A 26,190-nucleotide genomic window follows, 5' to 3' on the forward strand; every position below is an offset into this window, starting at 1 on the left:
TGATCTTAATGTCAAAACGAAAAACAGTCTTCAGAAAGCGTTTATTTTATCTTTGTCTAGTCTTTTTCTGCCGGTATTCAATAGGTGAACATCCTTTGAATTTTTTGAAAATCCGGGCAATGTTATTATAGTCTGTAAAGCCTACTTCCATTGCTAAATCGGCCAATGGACGGTCGGTTGTGAGCAGTAGATCTGCAAGATGATTACACCGGCAATTCAGAATATATTGGTATATAGAGGTATTCAGTGCGTTTTTGAATTTCACTTCGAAGTTTCTGCGGGATAGCGGAATGTTTGCAAGCAGAGACTCTATGGTCAAATCGGAACTGTAATGAGACTCTATATACTTCACTACTTCCAGAATATAAGGGTCTTTGATATTGTGTTTCTCCGTAGATTGCCGTAATTCGATGCGGATAGGATTGATAACAATATTGAAAGTACCTTCGTGTTCCTTTTTTATTTGTTGATGAATAAGTCTGCCGATAGAATATCCGCCTCTTTCTACTTCGAGCTCTATGGATGAAATGGGAGGGTCGGAAATATTACACATCAGTTCGTCATTGTCCACGCCTAATAAAGCAATTTCTTCCGGAATAGGAATATTCGTCATTTTGCAAGTTTCAGAAATGAATAGGGCGTGCGCATCATCACAACAAAATAGAGCGACTGGCTTGGGGAGTTGCTGCAACCATTGGCTGACTTCCATTCTTATCTCGTCTTCCTGCTTATCCGATTCGAAACTGAAAAATTCGCCTCCGATGCGTTTTACTTCCTGCCGATACCCTTCGCAACGTTCGTCAGACCAAACCACCCCTTTAACGCCGAAATAAGCAAAATTGCGAAACATTCTCTTGGCAAAAAACTGGGCTGCCATTCTTCCCGTTCCTTTATAGTCGCCTGTCAGATTAGAGTAAGTGACGCTCCGGTGATGGTAGTTTTGTAGTACTACCGGAATATTCAGCTCCTTCTGCAAATCGATCGTATCATTATTCCACTGACCGATAATGGCGTCGGCTTTCCATTCTTTCGCCCATCTTAAAATGCCTTGTTCACCATGCATTGCGCTATAATAAGAAGGTAGTCGGTAAAAGAGCCAGGGGCCGTTTTCTTTGGAGTATTGGACAAGTCCCCGTAGCAGTTTCCTGTCAAATTCGCTTGAATAGTCTATCAATAGAAGAATCTTAATCATAGTTCTATGTTTTTCTTTAGTATAATGTAGGGATGCACAAATATAGAAGAATTCCTTTGTTTTCCTATAATAAAAACTTAATTTTGTAGCAAGAAAAACTTGTATGACACCCGGGTCTCGTGCTGTACGACACCCGGGTGTTGTTGTGTTCGACACCCGGGTCTCAGTATGCATGACACCCGGGTGTCGTACAAATTATGATAACTAACTTAAAAAGAAAGGAGCGTAAGATTATGTCTATCCCTTATGTAGTGAGAAAGAAAGCGGATTTATCATCCGGAGAACGGAAAGAGTTATGGTATGGTGTACCTAGTAAAATGCAGCGAAGAGGAGGAGTGAAAAATAAAGAACTTGCAGTACGGATGGCAAAGACAACAGGCTTTCATCGTGGGCAGATAGAAGGAATCCTGTCGGAGTTGGTTGAAAGTATTCAAGACCTGCTTTCCTCCGGTCATTCGGTGACCATTGAGGGATTGGGAACCTTTCAAACGGCACTGACCAGTCAGGGATGTGTGCTGCCCGAACAGGTAACGCCGGGGAAAGTTGCTATTTCACGCGTATATTTTGTGGCAAACTCAAAATTCAGCAGGGAACTGAAGAAGACAAAGTGTACCCGCATACCTTTTAAATATTATATGCCCGAAAGTATGCTAACGAAAAATATGAAGAAAGCAGACCGGGAACTGGAACAAACAGAATACGACATAGAAGAGCCGGAAATCGACGAATAGTTGAATAAAAAACAATATTGTCTTGTTAATTGAACAGAATTAGATTATATTTGTTCAGTGGTTAGAACAATATCTTGAAATATGATTAGAAGAGAAATACTAAAAGAAGTTCTATTAGATAATAGAAATGAGGTGGTCAAACATCAAGTTATACCTCGTAGCTTTCAGTTTGAAGAGTTTGGAAATTATGTATTTGTAGGTATCCGGCGAGCAGGAAAATCATTTTTACTTTATCAACGGATACAGGAACTTTTGCATAATGGGCATACTTGGAATGAAATGCTATATGTGAACTTTGAAGATGAACGTTTGATTGGAATGACGGCGGCAGATTTAAATCTCATACTGGAAGTACATGCCGAGATGTCAACAGACAGGCCGATGCTTTTCTTGGATGAAATTCAGAATATTGATGGTTGGGACAAGTTTGTTCGGCGATTGGCTGATAATAAATATAGGGCTTATGTGACAGGAAGCAATGCTAAAATGCTTAGTCAGGATGTAGCTACCACTTTGGGGGGACGATACATTACAGTACATGTATACCCTTATGATTTTAAAGAGTTTCTTTATGCTAATGGGGTTGAAGTTACAGAGAATTCTTTGTTTGCAACAGAGAGCCGGGCAGAAATAAAGCGTATATTCAATGATTATTTTCGTTCCGGTGGTTTTCCGGAAGGGGCATCGCTTGCCGCAAAACGGGATTATCTGACAAGTGTTTACCAAAAGATATATTTAGGAGATATTGCTGCAAGACATTCCATCGAAAATACTTTTGCTTTACGCATCCTTTTCCGCAAATTGGCCGAAAGTATAAAGCAACCGGTTTCGTTTACTCGTATAACTAATATTGTTGCTTCAACCGGAGTGAAAATATCGAAGAATACTGTCATTAACTACATGGAATATGCCAAAGATGCTTGCTTGCTGATTCCTATACAAAATATTGCGGATAAATTGGTGGAGCGTGAAACTAATCCGAAATATTATTTTGCGGATAATGGCATTCTCAATTTGCTTCTTTTGGATGCTGATACCTCGTTGCTTGAGAATTTGGTTGCTGTGACACTATTGCGGCGTTATGGGACGGACGATGCTGTATTCTTTTATAATAGAAATGTAGAGGTTGATTTTTATTTGCCTGATACAGGAGTGGCTATACAGGTCTGTTATACCATGAATCTCTCTGATGAGACTTTCCAACGGGAAGTTCAGGCATTAGTAAAATTGAATAAGGTATTTGAATGTCGGCAGTTATTGATAATAACGTATGACGATGAAGAACGGATTGAGTTGGAAAAATGTGCGATTGAGGTAATACCGGTTTGGAAGTGGTTGTTGGGTAAATAAGATAAATTAATACCCTCCCTGTCTTATTTATGAGATAAATCCCTATCTTTGTGGCACTTTTTACGAAAAAAGCAAATTCAAATTAATAGATATAGAAAAGAAAATGGCACAAGAAGACGTTTTTAAGAAGCTTGTATCGCATTGCAAAGAGTATGGTTTCGTATTCCCTTCGAGCGATATCTACGACGGACTAGGCGCTGTGTATGACTACGGTCAGATGGGCGTTGAATTGAAAAATAACATCAAGAAATACTGGTGGGACAGCATGGTGCTGTTGCACGAGAACATTGTCGGTATCGACTCTGCCATCTTTATGCATCCTACTATCTGGAAGGCTTCCGGACACGTAGACGCATTCAATGACCCTTTGATTGACAATAAAGACTCTAAGAAACGTTATCGTGCTGACGTGTTGATCGAAGATCAGCTGGCTAAGTATGACGATAAAATCAATAAAGAAGTAGCGAAAGCTGCCAAGAGATTCGGCGAATCTTTTGATGAGGCTCAATTCCGTTCTACCAACGGACGTGTATTGGAGCATCAGGCAAAACGTGACGCACTTCACACTCGCTTTGCTAAAGCTCTGAACGACGGTAATCTGGAAGAATTGCGTCAGATCATTATTGATGAAGAAATCGTATGCCCGATCTCCGGTACAAAGAACTGGACAGAAGTTCGTCAGTTTAATCTGATGTTCTCTACTGAAATGGGTTCTACTTCCGAAGGAGCCATGAAAATTTATCTTCGTCCGGAAACTGCACAGGGTATTTTTGTAAACTACCTCAATGTACAGAAGACAGGGCGTATGAAAGTTCCTTTCGGTATCGCACAGATTGGTAAGGCTTTCCGTAACGAGATCGTTGCCCGTCAGTTCATCTTCCGTATGCGTGAGTTCGAACAGATGGAAATGCAGTTCTTTGTAAAACCGGGAACTGAACTTGACTGGTTCAAGAAATGGAAAGAAATCCGTTTGAAATGGCATAAAGCTCTTGGATTCGGCGATGCAAGCTATCGTTATCACGATCACGATAAACTGGCTCATTACGCAAATGCCGCTACTGATATCGAATTCCTGATGCCGTTCGGATTCAAAGAAGTGGAAGGTATCCACTCTCGTACTAACTTCGACTTGTCTCAACATGAGAAGTTCTCCGGCAAGAGCATCAAATACTTCGATCCGGAACTGAACGAGTCTTATACTCCGTACGTAATCGAAACTTCTATCGGTGTTGACCGTATGTTCCTTAGCATCATGAGCGCATCTTATTGCGAAGAGCAATTGGAGAATGGTGAAAGCCGTGTGGTTCTGAAATTGCCTGCTGCTTTGGCTCCGGTGAAACTGGCAGTTATGCCGTTGGTAAAGAAAGACGGCCTGCCTGAAAAAGCCCGTGAGGTTATTGACAGCCTGAAGTTCCACTTCCATTGCCAATATGACGAAAAGGATAGTATCGGTAAGCGTTATCGCCGTCAGGATGCTATTGGTACTCCGTACTGTGTAACAGTCGATCATCAGACATTAGAAGATAACTGCGTGACATTGCGTAATCGCGATACCATGCAACAAGAGCGTGTAGCTATCTCTGAACTGAATAATATCATCGCAGACAGAGTAAGCATCACTTCTCTATTGAAAACTTTACAATAAACCTTTAACGAATGAGTAAAAAGATCTATTTATTCTCCTTAGTATTGTTGGCTCTTGCATTCACTGCTTGCAGTGAGACGGAAGAGACTAGCCGTTACGATAATTGGCAGGCACGTGGTGTAGCTTTTATTGATTCAATAGCTAATGTTTATAACAGCCCAGAAAATCAGGCTTTGGCTAATGATGATCCGGAGAAACTTCATGCTTTTCCAGATCCGACGAATAATCAGACTATATATGTAAAGAAGATAAAAAAGGGGGAGGGTACAGAATCTCCTAAATATACTTCTACAGTAAGTGCACATTACCGTATGTTTTATTTCAATGGAGATGTAGTTCAGCAGACTTATACAGGAACAGAACCGACAGAGTTTGATTCTCCGGCTATCTTTGTCCTAAGTTCTCCTGACCCTAATGTTGGGAAGGTAATTTCGGGATGGGCTTACACGTTGATTCATATGGTGGCTGGTGATTTTTGGACTTTGTATATTCCTTATCAAAGTGGGTACGGTTCTGGTACTGGTAACGATGGCTCTTTGCAGCCTTATTCTGCATTAGTATATAATGTTAGATTGGAAAAGATCGTAGAGAAGTAATTCTATAACAATATAATAAATGTAAATATAGGTGTTGCGTCTAAACGATACAACACCTATATTCTTTGTAAAAAAATGGTAGTCTAGGTTTTATTTCTTTTTACCAAAGAGTATGTGCTATATTTAGAATATTTTTATATTATAAATAGTGTTTCTATCAACTATCATTGCTCCTCTATAATTTTCACCTGTATTTAGTTTGCGACTAGTTGTTGTACCTGTTGGAGGTAGTCCTCCTGTATTTTTTTTAGCTCGATGCATCCATAGGGTTGCAGTATTCGCATTTTTTCCGTTTTCATCATCAATAAATAATTGATGAGGTAGCACGGGACCTTGCTCTGGTTTGCTTAATACTCCGAAGCCAGTTAAGGTATATGTTGGATTATTGCTAAATCTCCAATAAAATTCAGTGTTTTTATCGAATCTAGAGATTCCAGTAGACGTTAATCCACCATTGTTTACTATGTGATTTTTATTGTTATGATCTTCATTATCATGGTGTCTTAATACAACGTCTACATCCCCTTCTTCTGGAGTCCATGTGTAATTATGTAAAAGTAAAGCCCCACCTTCATAATTTCCTACTGGTACTAAGCAGAAATGAAATGTTACATTGCCATTTCCATCAACATATGTTGCTCCAATATCACCTATAGATTTAGTGTCACCGCCATCTTCACAATCCATGTGGTATACAAATTCACGGTAACTACCACATGAATTAATTTTAAAGACTCCGGCGATTTTTGCTATACTAGTGTAAGCTTTAGCTTCGCTTCTAACTTTACCAAAATTAGAAGTTTTTGTTTCTTCTGATGCTTTTTCTAAAGCATCAATTAGCCATGGTTCTGCATCTGTTTCTTCTTGTGTTGTCGGAGTCGATTCATCTTTTTCTTTTTTCAACCTTAATTCCGCAACACTATTATAAATTAAACTTTTTAAGTACCTGAGCAACAAAAAGTTGCTCAGGATTTTGCCATGTCAGAATTTTCACTTATCTTAGTGTTGCAAAAAAAACAAGAGAATCCGACGATAGACATGGCGAAGATACAAATTAAATCTGAGAGACTCACTCCTTTTGGGGGATTATTTTCAATCATGGAGCAATTTGACTCCACATTATCATCTGTAATCGACTCAACCCTCGGTCTAAGGTGTAGATCGTTCGGTTATCAGTACAGCGAAATCATCCGTTCTCTCATGAGTATCTACTTCTGTAGCGGTTCATGTATTGAGGATGTCACTACTCATTTGATGAACCACCTCTCGCTTCATCCGACACTTCGCACTTGTAGCTCTGATACTATCCTCAGGGCGATAAAGGAGTTGACGCAAGAAAACATTTCATACACATCAGATATGGGCAAGACCTACGATTTCAATACGGCTGACACTCTCAATACTTTATTGCTCAATTGTATATTTGCATCTGGCCAACTGAAAGAGGGTGAGATGTATGATGTTGATTTCGACCATCAGTTCATAGAGACAGAGAAGTATGATGCAAAGCCTACATACAAGAAGTTCCTTGGTTATCGCCCTGGCGTGGCGGTTATTGGCGATTTGATAGTCGGTATAGAGAATAGCGATGGTAACACAAATGTTCGTTTCCATCAGAAGGACACGCTGAAGAGGTTCTTTGCGAGATTTGAACAGAATGGGCTCACTATCAATCGCTTCAGAGCTGATTGTGGATCATGTTCCGAGGAAATCGTGGAGGAAATAGAAAAACACTGCAAGTCCTTCTATATCCGTGCTAACCGCTGCAGTTCGATCTACAATGACACCTTTGCTCTCAAAGGCTGGAAAACTGAGGAAATCAATGGCATTGAGTTTGAATTGAACTCTATCCTTGTTGAGAAGTGGAAAGGTAAGGCATATCGACTTGTGATTCAAAGACAGAAACGGATGGATGGTGTGCAGGATTTTTGGGAAGGAGAATACACATACCGTTGTATCCTGACTAACGACTATGATTCTTCCGTAAGAGAAATTGTCGAGTTCTATAACCTTCGTGGAGGAAAGGAACGTATCTTCGATGATATGAACAATGGTTTCGGGTGGGACAGATTGCCCAAATCCTTCATGGCAGAGAACACAGTGTTCCTTCTTCTTACAGCACTTATCCGTAACTTTTACAAGGCCATTATTCAAAGACTTGACGTAAAGAAGTTCGGGCTCAATGCAACAAGTCGCATAAAAGCGTTTGTCTTCAGGTTTATCTCTGTACCAGCCAAGTGGATCAGGACATCAAGGCGGTATGTGCTGAACATCTATACCTGTAATAATGCTTACGCAGATGTTTTCCAGACTGATTTTGGATAATGCCTACAACTTATGGGAATGATATTGTGTATTGCCTCAAGTCACATTGTGGGGTAAGGGGATATTGTAGGCAGAAGTGGGTGCTTCAAGTTCAAATTATCTGCAAATTCAGTAATGAGAGGACGTGTAAACGCAATAAGGACGTTCAAGGGCTTAGTTGCGGATTTGAGGTTCAATTCATCAAGAGAATAGCCTTTTAAGACAAGTTCATAGTCGTTGATCATGTTTGCCAACTCTTCGTTATTTGTACTTATATCTTGCAATTCTTCATCTGAAGAGCAAGACGCTAATAAAGCACAGAAACATAAAAAGATAATTTTTTTCATAATACATTTTTTTAGTGAGTAATGTTATTTTAAAAGTTCTTCATCAATTAGATGACAGATTTCTTCTTTTGAGTTAGAATTAACAATTAATCGTCCATTGATGATTATAGTTGGGGTTGCGTATATGCCTAGAAGTACTAATTGGTTAATCGTTTTCTCGATAGATTTTTTCCCTTCATTATTAGTAATATCATTTTGGAATTTGTTAATATCCATAGACATATTCTGTGCTATATTAAATGCGGCTATAGAATCTATGTATCCCTTATATGTATATAATGAATCATGAAATTCCCAAAATTTGTTTTGTTTGTTAGCGGCATCACTTGCTATTTGAGCAAATGTTGGCATTGTAGAGTAATGGATATATCCAAATTTCACTTTGTCTTTGTACTCTTGATGTATTGAGTCGTATAAAGAATGTGCATTAATACAGGCGTCACAATCAAAATCTGATATAATAATCATGGAAACTTTTGATTGGAGATTTCCTCTATAATAAGTATGCAAACTATTTAAATCAATAGAAGGACTTTTAGGAGGATAGAGATATTGGAGTATCTTTTTGTTCCTTTTTAAAGAATCAAGTAACTCATTGACAATAGCTCCCTTTAAATGAAACAATCGTGTCACTTTCCCAGTAGGAGAGCCTATTGGTACACTGTATGCACTCTTCCCACGAAATTCCGTGATTGAATTTATATTATATCGTTTTAAAAGAGAGTCTGTACCTGTTTTCTTAATTTTTGCATCTGTATATTCATCTATATATTGTTGATAAGTGAGCTGTTTTTTATTTGCCTCTTTCTGTAATAGCTTAACATTGATTAGTTGCTCCAATGCTTCCTTTTTAATATTATGAATTCTGCAAAGTTCGTCGTAAAGCTCTTGTTTTATAATTGTGTTTATCTCACTGGCATATATTGCTTCTCCATCAAATTCAGCTATAATATCTTTCTCGGTACCTTTGGAACTTTGATGGGAGTTGCAAGATGCATAGAATAACACCATCAGCATGGCTGATATGTAGTATGGAATAAGTCTCATAGTGTACTTCAATCTATTGTAAATACTCCTGTTGCGGACCACGAAGACGATGATATCTCAAGAGTATATTCAGCACTTTTATCTTCTCCAAATAAATCAATGAGTCTGTACTTTTCTAAAGATGTACTTTTCTCCTGATAGATTGTTTGTCCTGTTTCTGAATTAATTATTGTGATTGTTACGTCTTTGGATGGATTCTCAAATTCAATCTCTAATAATGAATTACTGACATAAACTCGTGCCGGATCAAGGTGATTAGTAGAGCGATGCTCTATCGGTTGTCTAACTTTCATCTTTATTTGTCTTCTTGTGTCTGATGGCATTGAAAAGATAAAGCTAGAGCAAAGAGCCATGAATGTGAATAAAAGTAGATTTCGTTTCATAATAGTTTTATTGTTATTGATTTTCAGCAAAAGTAGGATGATTTGCTATATGTTACAATAACAAATAATAACAATGTGATTATATATAGCTATTGGTAATCAGTGTGTTATAAAATATATATAACAAAAAACTAATTGTGATAACAGGGCATTGTGTTTATTTACTTGCTTTCTCCTTTAGCATCGAAAATTATAGAGAAACTAAGGTCAGATAATTGTTTTTTTATACGATATTTCCTTTGAGTCAGTGCAGACTGGCTTCCGGCTTTCATACAAACTTTGATTGTATTATTGGATAATTGGAGGTAGTTAAGTATGCAGTAATAGAGATCGTCTTGTGTTAGACTAGGGTATTGTTCTAATAACTCTTGCATCGCTTCAATGAAGGCTTCGTTTATTTCTTGATAAATCAGTGATAACTCTTCTTGAGTTATCTCTTTCTCTTTTTTGTTTTTAGATGTTTCTATTGATTGAATTTTTTTATAAGATGTAGTCGTTTTGAATAGACGTACGCATATCTGAAGACTTTGATGCCATAACTTTATTCTTTGATTTAATATATCTGCATATCTGTGTTCATTGATTTCATTGGCATGAGATAGTGCTCTGATTTCTTCTTTTAATGTGGCTTTTTCTGTCTGATTCTTCATTAGTAGCTGCTGCCAGTGTATATGTGTCTTTTTATTGCGATTGCTTATATACATTACAGTATAGATAAACAGAAACATTGTAACTAATCCACCAATAATGAATATTACTTTTGTTTGTTGTGATTGTTTTTTTATTTGTTCTTTATATATATCTATTGAGTGTTTTTTGATGAGATTGTTAATTTCAGTATGGTGAATAATTTTCTGGATAGAGTCATAGCAGGTTAAAGCTGTATCGTTATATAGAATTGCCTGTTCATAATTTTTGTTTTCTTTGTTTATTTCATACAAAGTCTGATAAATAGAAGCTTTAGTATAAATATTGGCCTTAGTACTAGCTCGGGATAAATAGTGAATAGCAGAATCAGTTTCTTCGAGATTATACAATATACTTCCTTTCCAAAAGTAAGTAGGAGATAAATTAATGTTAGAAGGAGCATATCTCAAGGCTAAATCTATTTGCTTTTTAGCTTCTATATATAACCCTTGGTCGTCATATACCTTTGCTATATCACAAAAAATTGCATTTTCCCACAATGAATCTTTGATAGATTGTGCTATTGATAATGCTTTTTGATAATAAGATAATGCTTTTTCTTCCTCATCTTGTATTGCATAAACATTGCCTAATCCTCGGGTTGCGTGTAAAATTCCATATTTGTCTTGCATTTTTTCTGCAGTTGCGTATGATTCTTTATATGTTTTGATAGCCGGAAGATAAAACTCTTGACTCTCGTAACATAAAGCCAGGTTATTGTATATTTGTAATATTGGAGCTTGGTTTGGGGATGCTGTTTTTAAAGCTGTTAGATAGGCTTCTGTTGCTTTTACATAATCTTTGTTATCTTGATACACTCTTCCGAGATAATAATAAGCTTTTGTTTTTAGCTTATTATTACTGTTATCCTTATAGTAGTCAACTGCTATTAGAATTAGAGAGTCATTGCGGTGAGATTTGAAATTCTTATCTAAAGCTTCTGTTAATAATAGTGCATACATGGCTTTTGCTGATTTATTAGATATTTCTTCAATAGATAGCTTTTCCAATATGCATAATGCGCTGTCAGCACGTTTGTCTATTAATGAATCTGCTAATTGTAATTGAGGGGCAGTGTTTGAATTATGACACGCATTAAAGAAAATGCATAGTGTTGTAATTAGAATAGTTAGGTAGTTCGGTTTCATAGAGTTTTATCTGTTTCTGCAAAAGTAAGTATTTATAAATAAAAAGTAGAATCGTTTGTCTATAAAACTTCTTTTAATAAGACGTTTCCCTTATTTTTTTATGCTACTCTCCCTAATCTGCAAATGTGTCGGAATCGTCACCTGCTTGATAGTCTTATCTCCTTTTATCTGATCGATAAGTAGTTGGCAGGCAGTTTCTCCCATTTTATAGGTCTGATGTGATACTGCTGATAATTTCGGTTCCACATAATTAGCATGCTGCTCGTCTGTATACCCGATGATTGCCACATCATTCGGAATCCGGAGGCCATGATTTTTGATGACTTCCATTGCTGCGAAAGCCAATGTGTCATTCATGGCAAGAATAGCGTCCGGAGGCTGTGGAAGTGACAGTAAAGTTTCTGTGGCAATCTTGCCTTCCTCATAATCAATCTTCCGGCAAACAACTAGCTCTTTTTCGATGGGAATACGATTCTCACGCAAGGCTTCCAGATAGCCATGTTTTCTTCTCTTTACAATATCCAAATGATTGGCTCCACCGATAAAGGCTACCCGTTTACTTCCATTATCCAACAGATGTTGTGTTGCCATTTGCGCTGATTGTACCCCATCCGCTACGACCGAAGAAAACTGGTCGGTTAGGCAAACACGGTCGAACAGGATAAGTGGCATATTGATGTCTTTTAAGGCGGAGATGTGGGAGAAATCGGTTGTTTCTTGAGACAGACAGGCAATGATGCCTTCCACGCGCATATTGACCAGATTCTCAATATTTCTTTTTTCGTGCTCGTAAGACTCATGCGAGGTCGTGATAATCACAAAATATCCGTTGGCAATAGCCATATTCTCTATCCCATTCAGAATTGATGCAAAGAAATGAGTGACAATATCCGGAACGATCACTCCGATGATACGTGGCGCATTTTTCCGCAGGCTCATGGCAAAAGGATTGGGACGGTAGTTCATCTCTTTAGCCAGTGCCTTTGCTTTGGCGCAAAGTTCACGGCTGATTTCCGGACTATCTTTTAGTGCCCTGGATACAGTAGGAATCGATACCCCCAATGCTTGGGCGAGATCTTTGAGTGAAGTATGTTTCCGGTTTTCCATTTGAAAGTCTGCAACTTAGATTCTTTTTACAAAGAAAGCACATTCCCGGAAAATTAAAAGCATCTGAAGCAATATTTTTTACGTAAACCGTTACGTTGGTTTTTCGACTGCTCTCTGCTGCACTGAAACTATTACTGACTTATTTTTGTCGCATACAAAATGATTTAAAACCTAAAAGTATGCAATACCATGAAATCGGAAAGACAGGGATGAAAGTATCATCTCTTAGTTTTGGAGCTTCTTCTTTAGGAGGAGTTTTCCATGATTTGAAAGAAAAAGAAGGCATTCAGGCTGTGTTTACCGCTGTTGAGGCAGGAATGAACTTTATCGATGTGTCTCCTTATTACGGACATTATAAAGCGGAAACTGTTTTAGGAAAGGCGCTAAAAGATCTTCCTCGTAACCGTTATTACCTTTCTACCAAAGTGGGACGTTATGGAAAAGATGGAGTGAACCTGTGGGATTACTCTGCAAAACGTGCGACAGAAAGTGTGTATGAGAGTATGGAACGTTTGAATATAGATTTTATCGATCTGATAAATGTACACGATGTGGAGTTTGCCGATTTGAATCAGGTAGTTAATGAGACTCTGCCTGCTTTGGTTGAGTTGCGTGAAAAAGGAGTGGTAGGACACGTTGGAATTACCGACTTGCAACTCGAGAACCTGAAATGGGTAATTGCCCATTCACCAAGCGGTACGATTGAATCTGTGCTTAGCTTCTGCCATTATTGTCTGTGTGATAATAAATTAGCAGACTTCCTGGACTACTTCGAATCCAAAGAAATCGGTGTGATTAATGCTTCTCCGCTTTCAATGGGACTGTTGAGTGAACGTGGCGTGCCTGCTTGGCATCCGGCTCCCAAACCCTTGGTAGAGGCTTGCCGTAAAGCAATGGAACATTGCAAAGCTAAGAATTATCCGATTGAGAAACTGGCTATGCAGTTCTCCGTCAGCAATCCCCGTATAGCAACGACTTTATTTAGTACAACTAATCCGGAGAATGTGAAAAAGAACATCGCTTTCATCGAAGAACCTATTGACTGGGAACTCGTTCGGGAAGTGCAGGAGATTATCGGAGAGCAGAAACGTGTAAGTTGGGCAAACTCATAAAACAGCGTCATTCGTATGGACTATACAATTATTGATGCGCACGCCCATCTGTGGTTACGACAGGATACTGTTGTGGACGGATTGCCTATCCGGACTTTGGAAAATGGCCGTTCGGAATTTATGGGAGAAATCCGGCAAATGGTTCCGCCCTTTATGATAGACGGAGTGAATAGCGCGGAAGTTTTTCTTTCGAATATGGACTATGCGCAAGTGGCTGCGGCTGTCATTACCCAAGAGTTTATTGACGGTATTCAGAATGATTATTTGTCGGAAGTCGTTTCCCATTATCCCAACCGTTTCTTTGTTTGCGGAATGTGTGAGTTTCGTAAACCTGGATTTTTGGAGCAGGCGAAAGAGCTTATAGCCAAAGGTTTTAAGGCTATAAAAATCCCTGCCCAGCGCTTGTTGTTAAAAGAGGGACGGGTAATGCTGAATAATGAGGAAATGATGCAGATGTTTCATTCGATGGAAGAACAGAATGTCATGCTTTCCATCGATTTGGCTGACGGAGCAACACAGGTTCCCGAAATGGAAGAGATTATTCAGGAATGTCCCCGCCTAAAAATAGCTGTCGGGCACTTCGGAATGGTGACACGTCCGGACTGGAAAGAACAAATCCGCCTGGCACGTCATCCCAATGTGATGATTGAATCCGGCGGAATCACCTGGCTTTTCAATGATGAATTTTATCCTTTCAAAGGAGCAGTGAAAGCCATTCGGGAAGCGGCGGATTTAGTTGGCATGGAGAAACTGATGTGGGGATCGGACTATCCGCGCACCATTATTGCAATCACCTATAAGATGTCATACGATTTTATAGTGAAGTCTTCCGAGCTGACGGAAGAGGATAAAAGACTCTTTTTGGGAGAAAATGCCTGGAACTTCTATGGATTCACGGATCTCCCCGTACTTCCTTACATCAAGAACATGTCCGAATGATGGAGAAAACATCCTTATCGTAAAACTATATTTATACCATGAAAAAGAATACATATACAATACCCTTAGCGTTAGTTTTCTGCCTTTTCTTTCTTTGGGCGATAAGCAGCAACCTGCTTCCCACGATGATCCGGCAATTGATGAAGACATGTGAACTGAATACCTTTGAAGCCTCCTTTACCGAGACTGCCTACTGGTTGGCTTATTTTATTTTCCCCATCCCCATAGCGATGTTTATGAAACGTTACAGCTATAAGGCGGGAATTATTTTCGGACTGGTATTAGCAGCAATCGGAGGCCTGCTTTTCTTTCCTGCCGCCATTTTAAAAGAATATTGGGCTTACCTCTGTATCTTCTTTATTATCGCTACGGGAATGTGCTTTCTGGAGACGGCTGCCAATCCGTATGTGACGGTTTTAGGAGCTCCCGAAACAGCTCCCCGCCGATTGAATCTGGCGCAGTCTTTCAATGGACTCGGAGCTTTTATCGCTGCCATGTTTTTGAGTAAGCTCATCCTTAGCGGAACTCATTACACGCGAGAGACCCTTCCTGTAGATTATCCGGGAGGCTGGCAGGCCTATATCCAATTGGAAACGGATGCCATGAAACTCCCTTATCTGATATTGGCTATATTGTTGATTGCCATAGCTGTTGTCTTCATCTTTTCAAAATTGCCGAAGATTGGGGACGAAGGAGAAACGGCTTCTTCCGATAAAACGACTTCTTCGGGTAAAACGAAAGAGGGTAGCCAGAAAGAAAAACTGATAGACTTCGGTGTATTGAAGCACTCACATTTGCGGTGGGGAGTGATTGCGCAATTCTTCTATAACGGCGGACAGACGGCGATAAACAGTTTGTTCCTGGTTTACTGTTGCACTTATGCCGGATTGCCGGAAGATACAGCGACTACCTTCTTCGGATTGTATATGCTTGCATTTCTTTTGGGGCGTTGGATCGGTACCGGATTGATGGTGAAATTCCGTCCACAGGATATGCTACTGGTTTACGCCTTGATGAATATTCTTTTGTGCGGGGCAGTGATGATATGGGGAGGTATGATCGGGTTATACGCAATGTTGGCTATCTCTTTCTTTATGTCTATAATGTATCCCACGCAGTTCTCATTGGCGCTAAAAGGACTGGGGAATCAGACAAAGAGCGGTTCGGCATTTCTGGTAATGGCTATTGTCGGCAATGCCTGCCTGCCACAGTTGACGGCTTATTTCATGCATGCCAATGAGCATATCTATTATATGGCCTATTGTGTACCGATGATTTGTTTTGTCTTCTGTGCATATTACGGCTGGAAAGGTTATAAAGTAATCGATTAATAAATTTATTTATCAAACATATCCAATGAAAGCAGTTCAAATTGTCAATCCCTCCGAAATGAAGGTGGTTGAACTGGAAAAACCGACCGTTGGTGCCGGTGAAGTATTAGTAAGAATCAAGTATGTGGGTTTCTGTGGCTCCGACCTGAATACCTTTTTAGGACGTAACCCAATGGTGAAGTTACCGGTAATCCCAGGACATGAGGTCGGAGCGGTGATTGAGGAGATTGGTCCGAATGTTCCGGCTGGCTTCGAAAAAGGGATGAACGTGACATTGAATCCATACACCAATTGTGGTAAATGTGCTTCTTGTCGTAATGGTCGTGTCAATGCTTGTGAGCATAATGAAACGTTAGGAGTGCAACGCAATGGAGTGATGTGCGAATATGCCGTATTGCCTTGGACGAAGATTATTCCGGCTGGTAATATCTCTCCTCGCGATTGTGTGTTGATTGAGCCGATGAGTGTCGGATTCCATGCGGTATCTCGTGCGCAGGTGATCGATAATGAATATGTGATGGTTATTGGCTGCGGTATGATTGGTATCGGTGCCATTGTACGTGCTGCTTTGAGAGGGGCAACGGTCATTGCTGTCGACTTGGATGACGAGAAACTGGAACTGGCGAAAAAGGTAGGTGCTTCTTATGTGATTAACTCCAAGACAGAAAATGTACACGAACGGATGCAACAGATAACAGAGGGCTTCGGTGCCGATGTGGTGATTGAAGCTGTCGGCAGTCCGGTCACTTATGTGATGGCGGTGGATGAAGTCGGATTTACGGGGCGTGTGGTTTGCATCGGTTATGCCAAAAGCGAAGTAGCTTTCCAAACGAAATATTTCGTTCAGAAAGAACTGGATATTCGTGGTTCCAGAAATGCGTTGCCGGCAGATTTCCGTGCGGTTATTAATTATATGAAAGAAGGGAATTGTCCGGTGGAAGAACTGATTTCGAAGATAGCAAAACCGGAAGGAGCTTTGGAAGCTATGCAGGAATGGACGGCTAATCCGGGAAAGGTGTTCCGTATACTGGTTGAGTTCTGATAAGTTCTTGTAATAAGAATAGTTGTTGATACTCGTTGTTCCGGGTATGTAATAAGTGAGAGGAGGCTGAATACAGTCTCCTCTCTTTGGGAGATAGGGTGATGTAACATGAGTAAATATAGATGTAACATTCTTCATTTGATATGTAGCATCACAAAGAAATCATGTAGCATACTTTGGGCAATATATCTGTTTGCATTTTCTATTTTTGTGATGTGGAAGATAACAAGGAACATTTTAAATAATTAGCTTTCAAATAATAGATAATGTAGCCAGTTAATAAAAAAACGATGATTATGCTGAAAACAAAAATCAACACTATTCTGCTGTGTATTCTTTTTACATTGTTCTTCCCGCTATCAGCCGGAGCACAATACCGTAATCCTATTCTTTATGCTGACGTTCCCGATATGTCGGTGTGTCGCGCAGGCGATTACTTTTACATGGTTTCCACTACTATGCACCTGATGCCGGGAGCGCCAATCATGCGTTCGCCGGACATGAAACATTGGGAAACTATCAGCTACGTATTTCCCCGCATTGACGATGGTCCCCGTTATGATCTGCTCGAAGGTACTGCTTACGGGCAAGGACAATGGGCATCATCCATCCGCTATCATGACGGAAAATTCTATGTATGGTTTACAGCCAATGGCGCTCCCGGACGCGGGTTTGTCTATACTGCGACAGATCCGGCCGGTCCCTGGAAACTTCTTTCGCGTCCTCCGCATTTCCATGACGGTTCGCTTCTGTTTGATGATGACGGGCGGGTGTATCTCTTTCACAGTACAGGACAGCTTACGGAGTTGAAACCCGATTTGACCGATGTACTTCCCGGTGGCATCAATCAGCAAATATTTGAACGGGATGCTGACGAACAAGGTCTGTTGGAAGGTAGTTCCGTCATCAAGCATAATGGGAAATATTATTTGCTGATGATTTCTATGGATTGGAGTATTCCCGGCCGTCTGCGTCGTGAAGTATGCTATCGTGCCGATAAGATTACCGGACCTTACGAAAAGCGTGTCATTCTTGAAACGGAGTTTGATGGGCATGGCGGTGTTGGTCAGGGATGCATCGTAGACGGGAAAAACGGTGAATGGTACGGGCTGATTTTTCAGGATCGTGGCGGGGTAGGGCGTGTACCGTGTCTTATGCCTTGTACATGGACGGAAGATGGTTGGCCTATGCTGGGAGACAAGGACGGGCACATTCCGAATGATACCACTTTATCGTATATGTCAATGGAGGGTATCTGCGGTTCGGATGATTTTTCCGCTTCCGGGCTTTCCCTCTATTGGCAGTGGAATCATAACCCCGTCGATCAGGCATGGAGCCTTACCGACCGTCCCGGATTTCTGCGTTTGAAAACCTCCCGTGTGGTAGATAACCTGTTTGTTGCTCCCAATACGTTGACTCAACGTATGGTAGGACCGAAATGCATGGGCACTGTCAGTCTCTCTCTGGGGGGGATGAAAGATGGCGACCGTGCGGGATTATCGGCTTTTAATGGTGACAGCGGTGTGCTTACGATTGAAAAAAACGGAAATAAACTGTCTCTTGTGATGAGTGAACAGAAAAGTGTATTTGAGAAAACGAAGCGTGCCATTAGCCGTGTGGATATGACCGAACAAGCCCGTATACCTCTTAACAAGGAGCTTGTCTACTTGCGTGTGGAAGGTGACTTTACCAATGGACGGGATGAGGCTCGTTTTTCTTATAGTCTTGATGGGAAAACATGGCTACCTGTCGGTCTGCCTATTAAGATGAAGTTTGACTACACCCGTATGTTCATGGGTAGTAAGTTTGCCATATTTAACTATGCTACACGTTCCGTGGGCGGTTATGTGGATGTGGACTCTTTTGATTATTCGTTCTGTGATGCGTCAATGTAACAAACAAATATGTATTTGTAACCAATGAAACATTGTTTTATTAGAAAATAGGCTATTTTTGTTTCCAAATTAATCATAACTAATAAGTATAATATTATGAAAAGAGGTTGGATACCGATTATGGGTGTTTGTTTGGTGTTATCGTTTTCGGCATGTAAGCAATTGCTGCCTTACCAGGACACTTCTTTAGCGGCGGAACAACGGACGGAGGATTTGTTGCCTCGGTTGACTTTGGAAGAAAAAGTATCAATCATGCAAAATGCGTCACCTGCTATCCCTCGACTGGGAATTAAAGAATATGAGTGGTGGAATGAGGCGTTGCACGGTGTGGGACGTGCCGGATTGGCTACTGTTTTTCCCCAGTCTATCGGTATGGGAGCTTCTTTTAATGATTCATTATTATATGAAGTGTTCAATGCCACTTCCGATGAGGCTCGCGTAAAATCGCGTATTTTCGGTGAAAGCGGCGTGCTGAAACGCTATCAGGGATTAACATTCTGGACACCGAATGTCAATATATTCCGTGACCCTCGTTGGGGACGCGGTCAGGAAACATACGGTGAAGACCCTTATCTGACAGGACAAATGGGAATGGCTGTAGTCCGTGGTTTGCAAGGACCGGAAGATGCCAGATATGATAAGCTGCACGCATGTGCCAAGCACTTTGCCGTTCATTCAGGACCGGAGTGGAACCGGCATAGTTTTGATGCGGAGAATATAGATCCCCGGGATTTATGGGAAACCTATCTGCCTGCTTTTAAAGATTTGGTACAGAAAGCGCATGTAAAGGAAGTGATGTGTGCCTATAATCGTTTTGAGGGAGAGCCTTGTTGTGGCAGCAATCGCCTGTTGATGCAAATATTGCGGGATGAATGGGGATACAAAGGCATTGTAGTCTCTGACTGTGGAGCGATTTCTGATTTCTATAGACCGGGAACGCATGGGACTCATCCGGATAAGGAACACGCTTCGGCCGCTGCTGTGCGGACAGGTACAGACCTTGAATGTGGAAGTGAATATGCTTCACTGGCGGATGCTGTAAAAGCCGGTTTGATTGACGAAAAAGAAATAGATATTTCATTGAAACGTTTGTTGACAGCACGTTTTGAACTGGGAGAAATGGACGAACAACCGGCTTGGTCGGAAATTCCAACCTCTGTGTTGAATAGTAAGGAACATCAGGCATTGGCTTTGCGTATGGCTCGTGAATCATTGGTGCTCTTGCAGAATAAAAACAACATCCTGCCTCTGAATACCCATCTGAAAGTAGCCGTTATGGGACCTAATGCCAATGACTCCGTGATGCAGTGGGGAAATTATAACGGTATTCCGGCACATACGGTTACCTTATTGGAAGCTGTCCGTGCCAAACTACCGGAAGGACAAATCATATACGAACCGGGTTGTGACCGTGTGGACGGAAAGACACTCCAAAGCCTGTTTGATGAATGTAGCATAAATGGTAAACCCGGTTTCTTGGCAGAATATTGGAATAATCGTAATCGTGAAGGGGAGGTCGTTGCCACCGATCAGATTTCAACTCCGTTCCATTTTGCAACGACAGGGGCTACTACCTTTGCTCCTGGGGTGGAGATAACAGATTTCTCGGCTCGTTATGAATCTGTCTTTCGTCCTTCGCAGTCGGGTGATGTTGCTTTCCGTTTCCAACTGGATGGTGAAGTGACTCTTATTATAGATAGTGAACAAGTGGCTCGGAAAATATATGTTAAGAATCCGACGAACCTCTATACGTTACAGGCGAAAGCTGGAAAAGAGTATCATATCGAGATTTTATTCAAACAACGGAATGAAAGGGCTACACTTGATTTTGATTTGGGCAAAGAGGTCGGGATCGACTTGAACCTCGCAGTGAAGAAAGTAATGGATGCTGATGTGATTCTTTTTGCAGGTGGAATTTCTCCAAGTCTGGAAGGTGAGGAAATGCCGGTAGAAGTTCCCGGATTTAAGGGTGGTGACCGTACGGATATTGAACTTCCAGACGTTCAACGTGATTTGTTGAAAGCTTTGAAGAAGGCTGGTAAAAAGGTTGTCTTTATCAATTATTCCGGTTCAGCTATCGGACTAGTGCCCGAAACGACTACTTGTGAAGCGATTCTGCAGGCATGGTATCCGGGACAGGCGGGTGGTACAGCTATCGTTGATGCTCTTTGGGGAGAGTATAATCCCGGTGGACGCCTGCCGGTCACTTTCTATAAGGATGTGAATCAATTGCCGGACTTTGAAGACTATTCCATGAAGGGGCGTACCTATCGATATATGCAACAGCGACCACTTTTTCCATTCGGTCACGGGTTGAGTTATACTGACTTTACTTATGGAGAAGCTAAATTGAGCAAGAATACAATCGCCAAAGGTGAAAATGTAGTATTGACTATTCCGGTAAGTAATGTCGGACAACGTGATGGAGAAGAGGTGGTTCAGGTTTATTTGAGACGTCCGGGTGATAAGGAAGGTCCCCGTTATACCTTGCGTGCTTTCAAACGCGTTCATATTCCGGCAGGGAAAACTGAATCAGTAGCTATTCCTCTTACCGGTGAGAACTTTGAATGGTTTGATGTAGAGTCGAATACGATGTGTCCGTTGGAAGGTACTTATGAATTACTGTATGGAGGAACTTCTGATAGAAATAAGTTGAAAACGATTGTAATGAACGTACAGTAATACCTCTTTGGAATTTTGTTTATTTTTACAGATAGACAATCCGGATTTATTTATTGAATGAATAAAGAAAGAACGACCTTGTTCCTTTAAAAGGAACGGGTCGTTTCTTTTAAACCAAGCCCCCGTTTCTTTTAAACCAACGGGGGCTTTCTTTTAAAGGAAAATGAATATTTGCTAATGCTTGATATTCAGTCTTTTACATGATGGGGGATAAAAGTGTTGAAATAATAGGTAATGTAGTCATTTATCTTACCATTTTTCTGTTTTGGGGCTTTTTGTTACATCAGAAAAGAATCATGTTACATGTCTGTGATAAATGTAACCTGTATATAGATGCCTGTATCATGATTGTACATATATGATAAAACCGAATCGATACATTTGCAAACACTACTATGGAACAGGAAATTATAGAAAATAAAAAGTGATAATATGAGAACATTAAAATTGATTTTGTCGGGCTGGCAATCCGTGGGGCTTGTCGTATTTATTATGTTGTTTTTTAATATGGAGGTGAGTGGCAAGGGTAAAATAACGAAAAATGCTCCTGTCTTTACGCAATTTATTTATCAGGGGGAGGATGCTATTTATCAAAACAATCCTTTAAAGCCGGGTGAGTTCTATAATCCTATTTTGCAGGGTTGCTATCCCGATCCGAGTATAACGCGGAAAGGTAATGATTATTATTTGGTGTGCTCATCTTTTGCTATGTTTCCCGGGGTACCTATTTTCCATTCTAATGATTTGGTCAACTGGAAACAAATCGGTCATGTGCTGGACAGAACGTCACAATTAAAGGTTGAAGATTGCGGTATTAGTGCAGGTGTATATGCTCCTGCTATAAGATATAATCCCAATAATGATACGTTTTATATGATAACCACTCAATTTTCCGGTGGCTTTGGAAATATGGTGGTAAAGACAAAGAATCCGGAGAATGGCTGGAGTGATCCGATCAAACTTCAATTTGAAGGCATTGATCCTTCTCTTTTCTTTGATGATAATGGCAAGGCATACGTGGTACATAATGATGCTCCTGCTAAAGCAAACGAGCGTTACTCGGGACACCGTGTCATAAAAATATGGGATTATGATGTGGAGAATGATAAAGTGGTTCCGGGAACAGATCGGATCATAGTAAACGGTGGCGTCAATATAGAAGAAAAGCCGATATGGATTGAAGCTCCTCATATCTATAAGAAAGATGGACGTTATTATTTAATGTGTGCGGAAGGAGGAACCGGAGGCTGGCATAGCGAAGTCATTTTTGTAAGTGATCATCCGAAAGGACCTTATCTCCCGGCAAATAATAATCCTATTTTGACTCAACGTTATTTTCCTGCAAATCGAGCGGATAAAGTAGACTGGGCTGGTCATGCAGACTTAGTGGAGGGACCCGACGGAAAATATTATGGTGTATTTTTAGGAATACGCCCCAATGAGAAGAACAGAGTGAATACCGGACGCGAAACTTTTATTCTTCCGGTGGACTGGAGCGGAACATTTCCTGTTTTCGAGAATGGGCTTATCCCTATGAAACCTACATTGAAGATGCCTTCGGGAGTTGAGAACCAAACAGGGAAAAACGGTTATTTGCCTAGTGGCAACTTTGTCTTTAAGGATGATTTCTCCGATAAGACATTAGACCTTAGATGGATCGGTCTTAGAGGTCCTCGTGAAGATTTCGTTGAGATGACCGATAAAGGGTTGCGGATCATCCCTTTTACCTCAAATATCAATGAAGTGAAACCTACTTCTACCTTGTTCTACCGTCAGCAGCATAATCAATTTACAGCGGCAGCAACCATGGAGTATAAACCGAAAAATGAGAAAGATTTTGCCGGTATAACATGTTATCAAAATGAAAGATATCACTATGTTTTCGGTATCACTAAAAAGGGGAAAGACTATTACCTGATACTGCAAAGAACCGAGAAAGGACAAGCGAGTGTCCTGGGTGAGGTGAAGATAGAAACAGAGAAACCTGTGACACTGCAAGTAACAGCCAATGGAGATGATTATCGTTTTAATTATTCGATTGATGGCAAGAGTTTCCTAAATTTAGGAGGAACCGTTTCCGGCGATATTCTTTCTACTAATGAGGCTGGTGGCTTTACAGGAGCAATGATTGGACTGTATGCAACATCTGTTGGTTATTAATTAGAAACCTTATCATTCTATAATTATGAAAATACATCATCTATTTTGGGGTATATGTTTATGCTTCAGCACCAATATCTTATTCGCACAGAACTATCAGAAAACATCGTCCGGTATCAAAGCCACTGTGAATGCAGTGGATATAGAAGTACAATTCTTTGCGCCTGCTGTGGCGAGAGTAATAAAGTCACCGGAAGGTGTTGCCTATGAAAAACAGAGTCTTTCTGTAATTGCCAAACCTGAAAAGGTAAGTTTCAAAGCTGATATACAAGATAATAAGATTGTATTGAACACCAGTGAACTAAGTGTCAGTGTGGACACCGGGACGGGAATTGTTTCTTATTTCTCAAAGGATGGCAAATCATTATTGGCAGAGAAATCCGGTATGCAGTTTATCGATTTCGATGATGCCGGGACAAAAACTTATCAGGTTTATCAACCTTTTATATTAGATAAAGAGGAAGCCATTTATGGTTTGGGACAATTGCAAAATGGAAAGATGATTCAGCGGAACATGACTAAAAATCTGATACAGGGAAATGTTGAAGATGTGTCACCTTTCTTCCAGTCTACTAAAGGATATGGTGTGTTTTGGGATAACTATTCGCCGACTCTTTTTACGGATAACGAAGTTGAAACATCTTTCCGTTCTGAAGTAGGTGACTGTGTGGATTATTACTTCATGTATGGGAAAAATGCCGACGGTGTTATAGCACAGGTACGCAGCCTGACCGGGCAAGCACCGATGTTTCCTTTATGGACTTATGGTTACTGGCAAAGTAAAGAAAGATATAAGAGCCAGGAGGAAGTGGTAGACGTTGTTCGTAAATATCGTGAATTGGGTGTTCCCTTGGATGGTATTATTCAGGATTGGCAATATTGGGGGCATAACTATTTGTGGAATGCGATGGATTTTCAGAATCCGACTTTCAATAATCCTCAAAAGATGATTGAGGATGTCCATGCAATGAACGCACACATGGCTATATCTATCTGGTCGTCATTCGGACCGATGACCAAGCCTTATAGAGAATTGGATAAAAAAGGGATGTTGTTTAACTTCACTACCTGGCCGCAATCGGGATTGGAGTCATGGCCCCCCAACATGGAATATCCTTCCGGTGTAAGAGTGTATGATGCTTACAATCCCGAAGCGCGTGATATTTATTGGCAATATCTGAATGATGGAATTTTCAAGCTGGGAATGGATGCCTGGTGGATGGACTCTACCGAACCCGACCATTTGGACTGGAAGCCGGAGGATATGGATACCAAAACCTATCTGGGCTCGTTCCGTAAGGTGCGCAATGCTTATCCGTTGATGACTGTCGGAGGGGTTTACGACCATCAGCGTGCAGTGACTTTGGACAAACGCGTGTTTATTTTAACCCGTTCGGGATTCTTGGGGCAGCAACGTTATGGTGCAAATGTATGGAGTGGTGATGTCGCTTCCACATGGGAGAGTTTTAGAAATCAGATTCCTGCCGGATTAAACTTTTCTTTGTGTGGTATGCCTCACTGGAATAGTGATATTGGTGGCTTTTTTGCAGGACATTATAATAAAAGCTGGAATGATGATAGTGCTTCGAAAAATCCATTGTATCAGGAGCTTTATGTGCGTTGGTTGCAGTTTGGAACGTTCAATCCGATGATGCGTTCGCACGGGACGGATGTTTATAGGGAAATCTATAAGTTCGGAAAGAAGGGTGAGCCTGTATATGATGCTATCGAGAAGATGATAGGTTTGCGTTACTCTCTGTTGCCTTATATTTATTCTACTTCTTGGGAGGTGAGTAATCGCCAATCGAGTTTTATGCGCGCTTTGATGATGGATTTTGTAGATGACAGAAAGGTGTGGGATATCAATGACGAATATATGTTTGGAAAATCGATCCTTGTGGCTCCGATTGCTCATGCACAATATACACCGGAAGCTGTGGTAAAAGTCTCCGAAGAAGAAGGATGGAACAGAGATGGAGCGAAAAAAACAAAAACTGACGCTGCTGTGGATTTCATGGAAACGAAATCTACTAACATATACTTACCGGCAGGAACGCTATGGTATGACTTCTGGACAAACGAGAAACATGAAGGCGGAAAGGAAATTACCAAAGAGACTACACTGGATGTTATTCCATTGTATGTAAAAGCGGGTAGTATTATTCCCGTCGGTCCACAAGTTCAGTATGCAACTGAAAAACCGTGGGATCATCTTGAATTGAAGGTGTATGCGGGTGCGAATGGAAACTTCATTTTATATGAAGATGAATTTGATAATTATAATTACGAAAAAGGAGCATATACGGAAATTCCAATCTCTTGGAATAATGCATCTCGTAAATTGACGATAGGGGCAAGAAAAGGTGCGTATGAGGGAATGTTGAAGAACCGTAAGTTTACTGTAACCCTTCAGGATGGGACTCAAAAAAGCGTCGATTATAATGGGAAGGCAATTTCTGTAAGGTTTTGATTATAATAGAATGTGTGATTAA

The 26,190-nt window shown here is 40.6% G+C and carries 19 protein-coding genes and 1 pseudogene; 14 read left to right on the forward strand and 6 right to left on the reverse strand.

The window, feature by feature from the left end:
* Positions 1 to 46 precede the first annotated feature (46 nt).
* A complete protein-coding gene (locus INE92_RS22340; RefSeq protein WP_022199325.1) occupies positions 47 to 1,192 on the reverse strand; it encodes an AraC family transcriptional regulator in 1,146 nt (381 codons plus the stop codon).
* 233 nt (positions 1,193 to 1,425) lie between these two features.
* Here INE92_RS22340 and INE92_RS22345 point away from each other — a divergent pair, with 233 nt between their 5' ends.
* The 4 genes from INE92_RS22345 (at position 1,426) to INE92_RS22360 (ending at position 5,514) form a co-directional block, all read left to right on the forward strand.
* The gene (locus INE92_RS22345) at positions 1,426 to 1,923 is read left to right on the forward strand and encodes an HU family DNA-binding protein (RefSeq protein WP_004305143.1); all 498 of its coding nucleotides are present in this window, start codon (positions 1,426 to 1,428) and stop codon (positions 1,921 to 1,923) included.
* 81 nt (positions 1,924 to 2,004) lie between these two features.
* A complete protein-coding gene (locus tag INE92_RS22350) occupies positions 2,005 to 3,273 on the forward strand; it encodes an ATP-binding protein (protein WP_004324509.1) in 1,269 nt (422 codons plus the stop codon).
* A gap of 103 nt (positions 3,274 to 3,376) precedes the next feature.
* On the forward strand, positions 3,377 to 4,918 hold the full coding sequence (locus INE92_RS22355; RefSeq protein WP_004299629.1) for a glycine--tRNA ligase: 1,542 nt from the start codon (positions 3,377 to 3,379) through the stop codon (positions 4,916 to 4,918).
* Between the two features lie 11 nt (positions 4,919 to 4,929).
* Entirely contained in the window at positions 4,930 to 5,514 is a 585-nt protein-coding gene (locus tag INE92_RS22360) for an FKBP-type peptidyl-prolyl cis-trans isomerase (RefSeq protein ID WP_008642911.1), read from the forward strand.
* 123 nt (positions 5,515 to 5,637) lie between these two features.
* Here INE92_RS22360 and INE92_RS22365 read toward each other — a convergent pair whose 3' ends face one another.
* Positions 5,638 to 6,417 (reverse strand): hypothetical protein, encoded by a 780-nt coding sequence (locus INE92_RS22365; RefSeq protein WP_233476907.1) that lies wholly within the window; start codon positions 6,415 to 6,417, stop codon positions 5,638 to 5,640.
* A 135-nt stretch (positions 6,418 to 6,552) separates the two neighbouring features.
* On the opposite strand from INE92_RS22365, the gene INE92_RS22370 reads away from it, so the two are divergent.
* Positions 6,553 to 7,839 carry an IS1380-like element ISBf12 family transposase gene (locus INE92_RS22370; RefSeq protein ID WP_009040242.1) on the forward strand — a complete coding sequence of 429 codons (1,287 nt, stop codon included), beginning with the start codon at positions 6,553 to 6,555 and terminating at the stop codon, positions 7,837 to 7,839.
* Between the two features lie 12 nt (positions 7,840 to 7,851).
* Positions 7,852 to 8,031, forward strand: a pseudogene (locus INE92_RS27020) (hypothetical protein).
* Between the two features lie 158 nt (positions 8,032 to 8,189).
* On the opposite strand, the gene INE92_RS22380 reads toward INE92_RS27020, so the two are convergent.
* The 4 genes from INE92_RS22380 to INE92_RS22395 form a co-directional block, all read right to left on the reverse strand.
* Positions 8,190 to 9,212: a DsbA family protein gene (locus INE92_RS22380; RefSeq protein WP_229096919.1), complete on the reverse strand. Its 1,023-nt coding sequence runs from the start codon at positions 9,210 to 9,212 to the stop codon at positions 8,190 to 8,192.
* Positions 9,213 to 9,220: 8 nt separating this feature from the next.
* Positions 9,221 to 9,595 (reverse strand): DUF3244 domain-containing protein, encoded by a 375-nt coding sequence (locus tag INE92_RS22385; RefSeq protein WP_195436087.1) that lies wholly within the window; start codon positions 9,593 to 9,595, stop codon positions 9,221 to 9,223.
* A 161-nt stretch (positions 9,596 to 9,756) separates the two neighbouring features.
* Positions 9,757 to 11,430 carry a tetratricopeptide repeat protein gene (locus tag INE92_RS22390; RefSeq protein ID WP_195436090.1) on the reverse strand — a complete coding sequence of 558 codons (1,674 nt, stop codon included), beginning with the start codon at positions 11,428 to 11,430 and terminating at the stop codon, positions 9,757 to 9,759.
* A gap of 90 nt (positions 11,431 to 11,520) precedes the next feature.
* On the reverse strand, positions 11,521 to 12,537 hold the full coding sequence (locus tag INE92_RS22395; RefSeq protein ID WP_195436092.1) for a LacI family DNA-binding transcriptional regulator: 1,017 nt from the start codon (positions 12,535 to 12,537) through the stop codon (positions 11,521 to 11,523).
* Between the two features lie 179 nt (positions 12,538 to 12,716).
* Here INE92_RS22395 and INE92_RS22400 point away from each other — a divergent pair, with 179 nt between their 5' ends.
* The 8 genes from INE92_RS22400 (at position 12,717) to INE92_RS22435 (ending at position 26,168) form a co-directional block, all read left to right on the forward strand.
* A complete protein-coding gene (locus INE92_RS22400; protein WP_195436095.1) occupies positions 12,717 to 13,649 on the forward strand; it encodes an aldo/keto reductase in 933 nt (310 codons plus the stop codon).
* Positions 13,650 to 13,664: 15 nt separating this feature from the next.
* The gene (locus tag INE92_RS22405) at positions 13,665 to 14,588 is read left to right on the forward strand and encodes an amidohydrolase family protein (protein ID WP_195436096.1); all 924 of its coding nucleotides are present in this window, start codon (positions 13,665 to 13,667) and stop codon (positions 14,586 to 14,588) included.
* 38 nt (positions 14,589 to 14,626) lie between these two features.
* Positions 14,627 to 15,919, forward strand: coding sequence for an L-fucose:H+ symporter permease (gene fucP / locus INE92_RS22410; RefSeq protein WP_004314063.1), 1,293 nt, complete (start codon positions 14,627 to 14,629; stop codon positions 15,917 to 15,919).
* Between the two features lie 25 nt (positions 15,920 to 15,944).
* Positions 15,945 to 16,961 (forward strand): zinc-binding alcohol dehydrogenase family protein, encoded by a 1,017-nt coding sequence (locus tag INE92_RS22415; protein ID WP_195436098.1) that lies wholly within the window; start codon positions 15,945 to 15,947, stop codon positions 16,959 to 16,961.
* A gap of 296 nt (positions 16,962 to 17,257) precedes the next feature.
* Entirely contained in the window at positions 17,258 to 18,856 is a 1,599-nt protein-coding gene (locus tag INE92_RS22420) for a glycoside hydrolase family 43 protein (RefSeq protein WP_195436100.1), read from the forward strand.
* Between the two features lie 96 nt (positions 18,857 to 18,952).
* Positions 18,953 to 21,538: a xylan 1,4-beta-xylosidase gene (gene xyl3A / locus INE92_RS22425; RefSeq protein WP_195436102.1), complete on the forward strand. Its 2,586-nt coding sequence runs from the start codon at positions 18,953 to 18,955 to the stop codon at positions 21,536 to 21,538.
* Between the two features lie 432 nt (positions 21,539 to 21,970).
* The gene (locus tag INE92_RS22430) at positions 21,971 to 23,698 is read left to right on the forward strand and encodes a glycoside hydrolase family 43 protein (protein ID WP_154030586.1); all 1,728 of its coding nucleotides are present in this window, start codon (positions 21,971 to 21,973) and stop codon (positions 23,696 to 23,698) included.
* A gap of 25 nt (positions 23,699 to 23,723) precedes the next feature.
* Entirely contained in the window at positions 23,724 to 26,168 is a 2,445-nt protein-coding gene (locus tag INE92_RS22435; protein WP_195436106.1) for a glycoside hydrolase family 31 protein, read from the forward strand.
* Positions 26,169 to 26,190: the final 22 nt, after the last annotated feature.

This window comes from Bacteroides xylanisolvens (assembly GCF_018289135.1).
GTDB lineage: Bacteria > Bacteroidota > Bacteroidia > Bacteroidales > Bacteroidaceae > Bacteroides > Bacteroides xylanisolvens.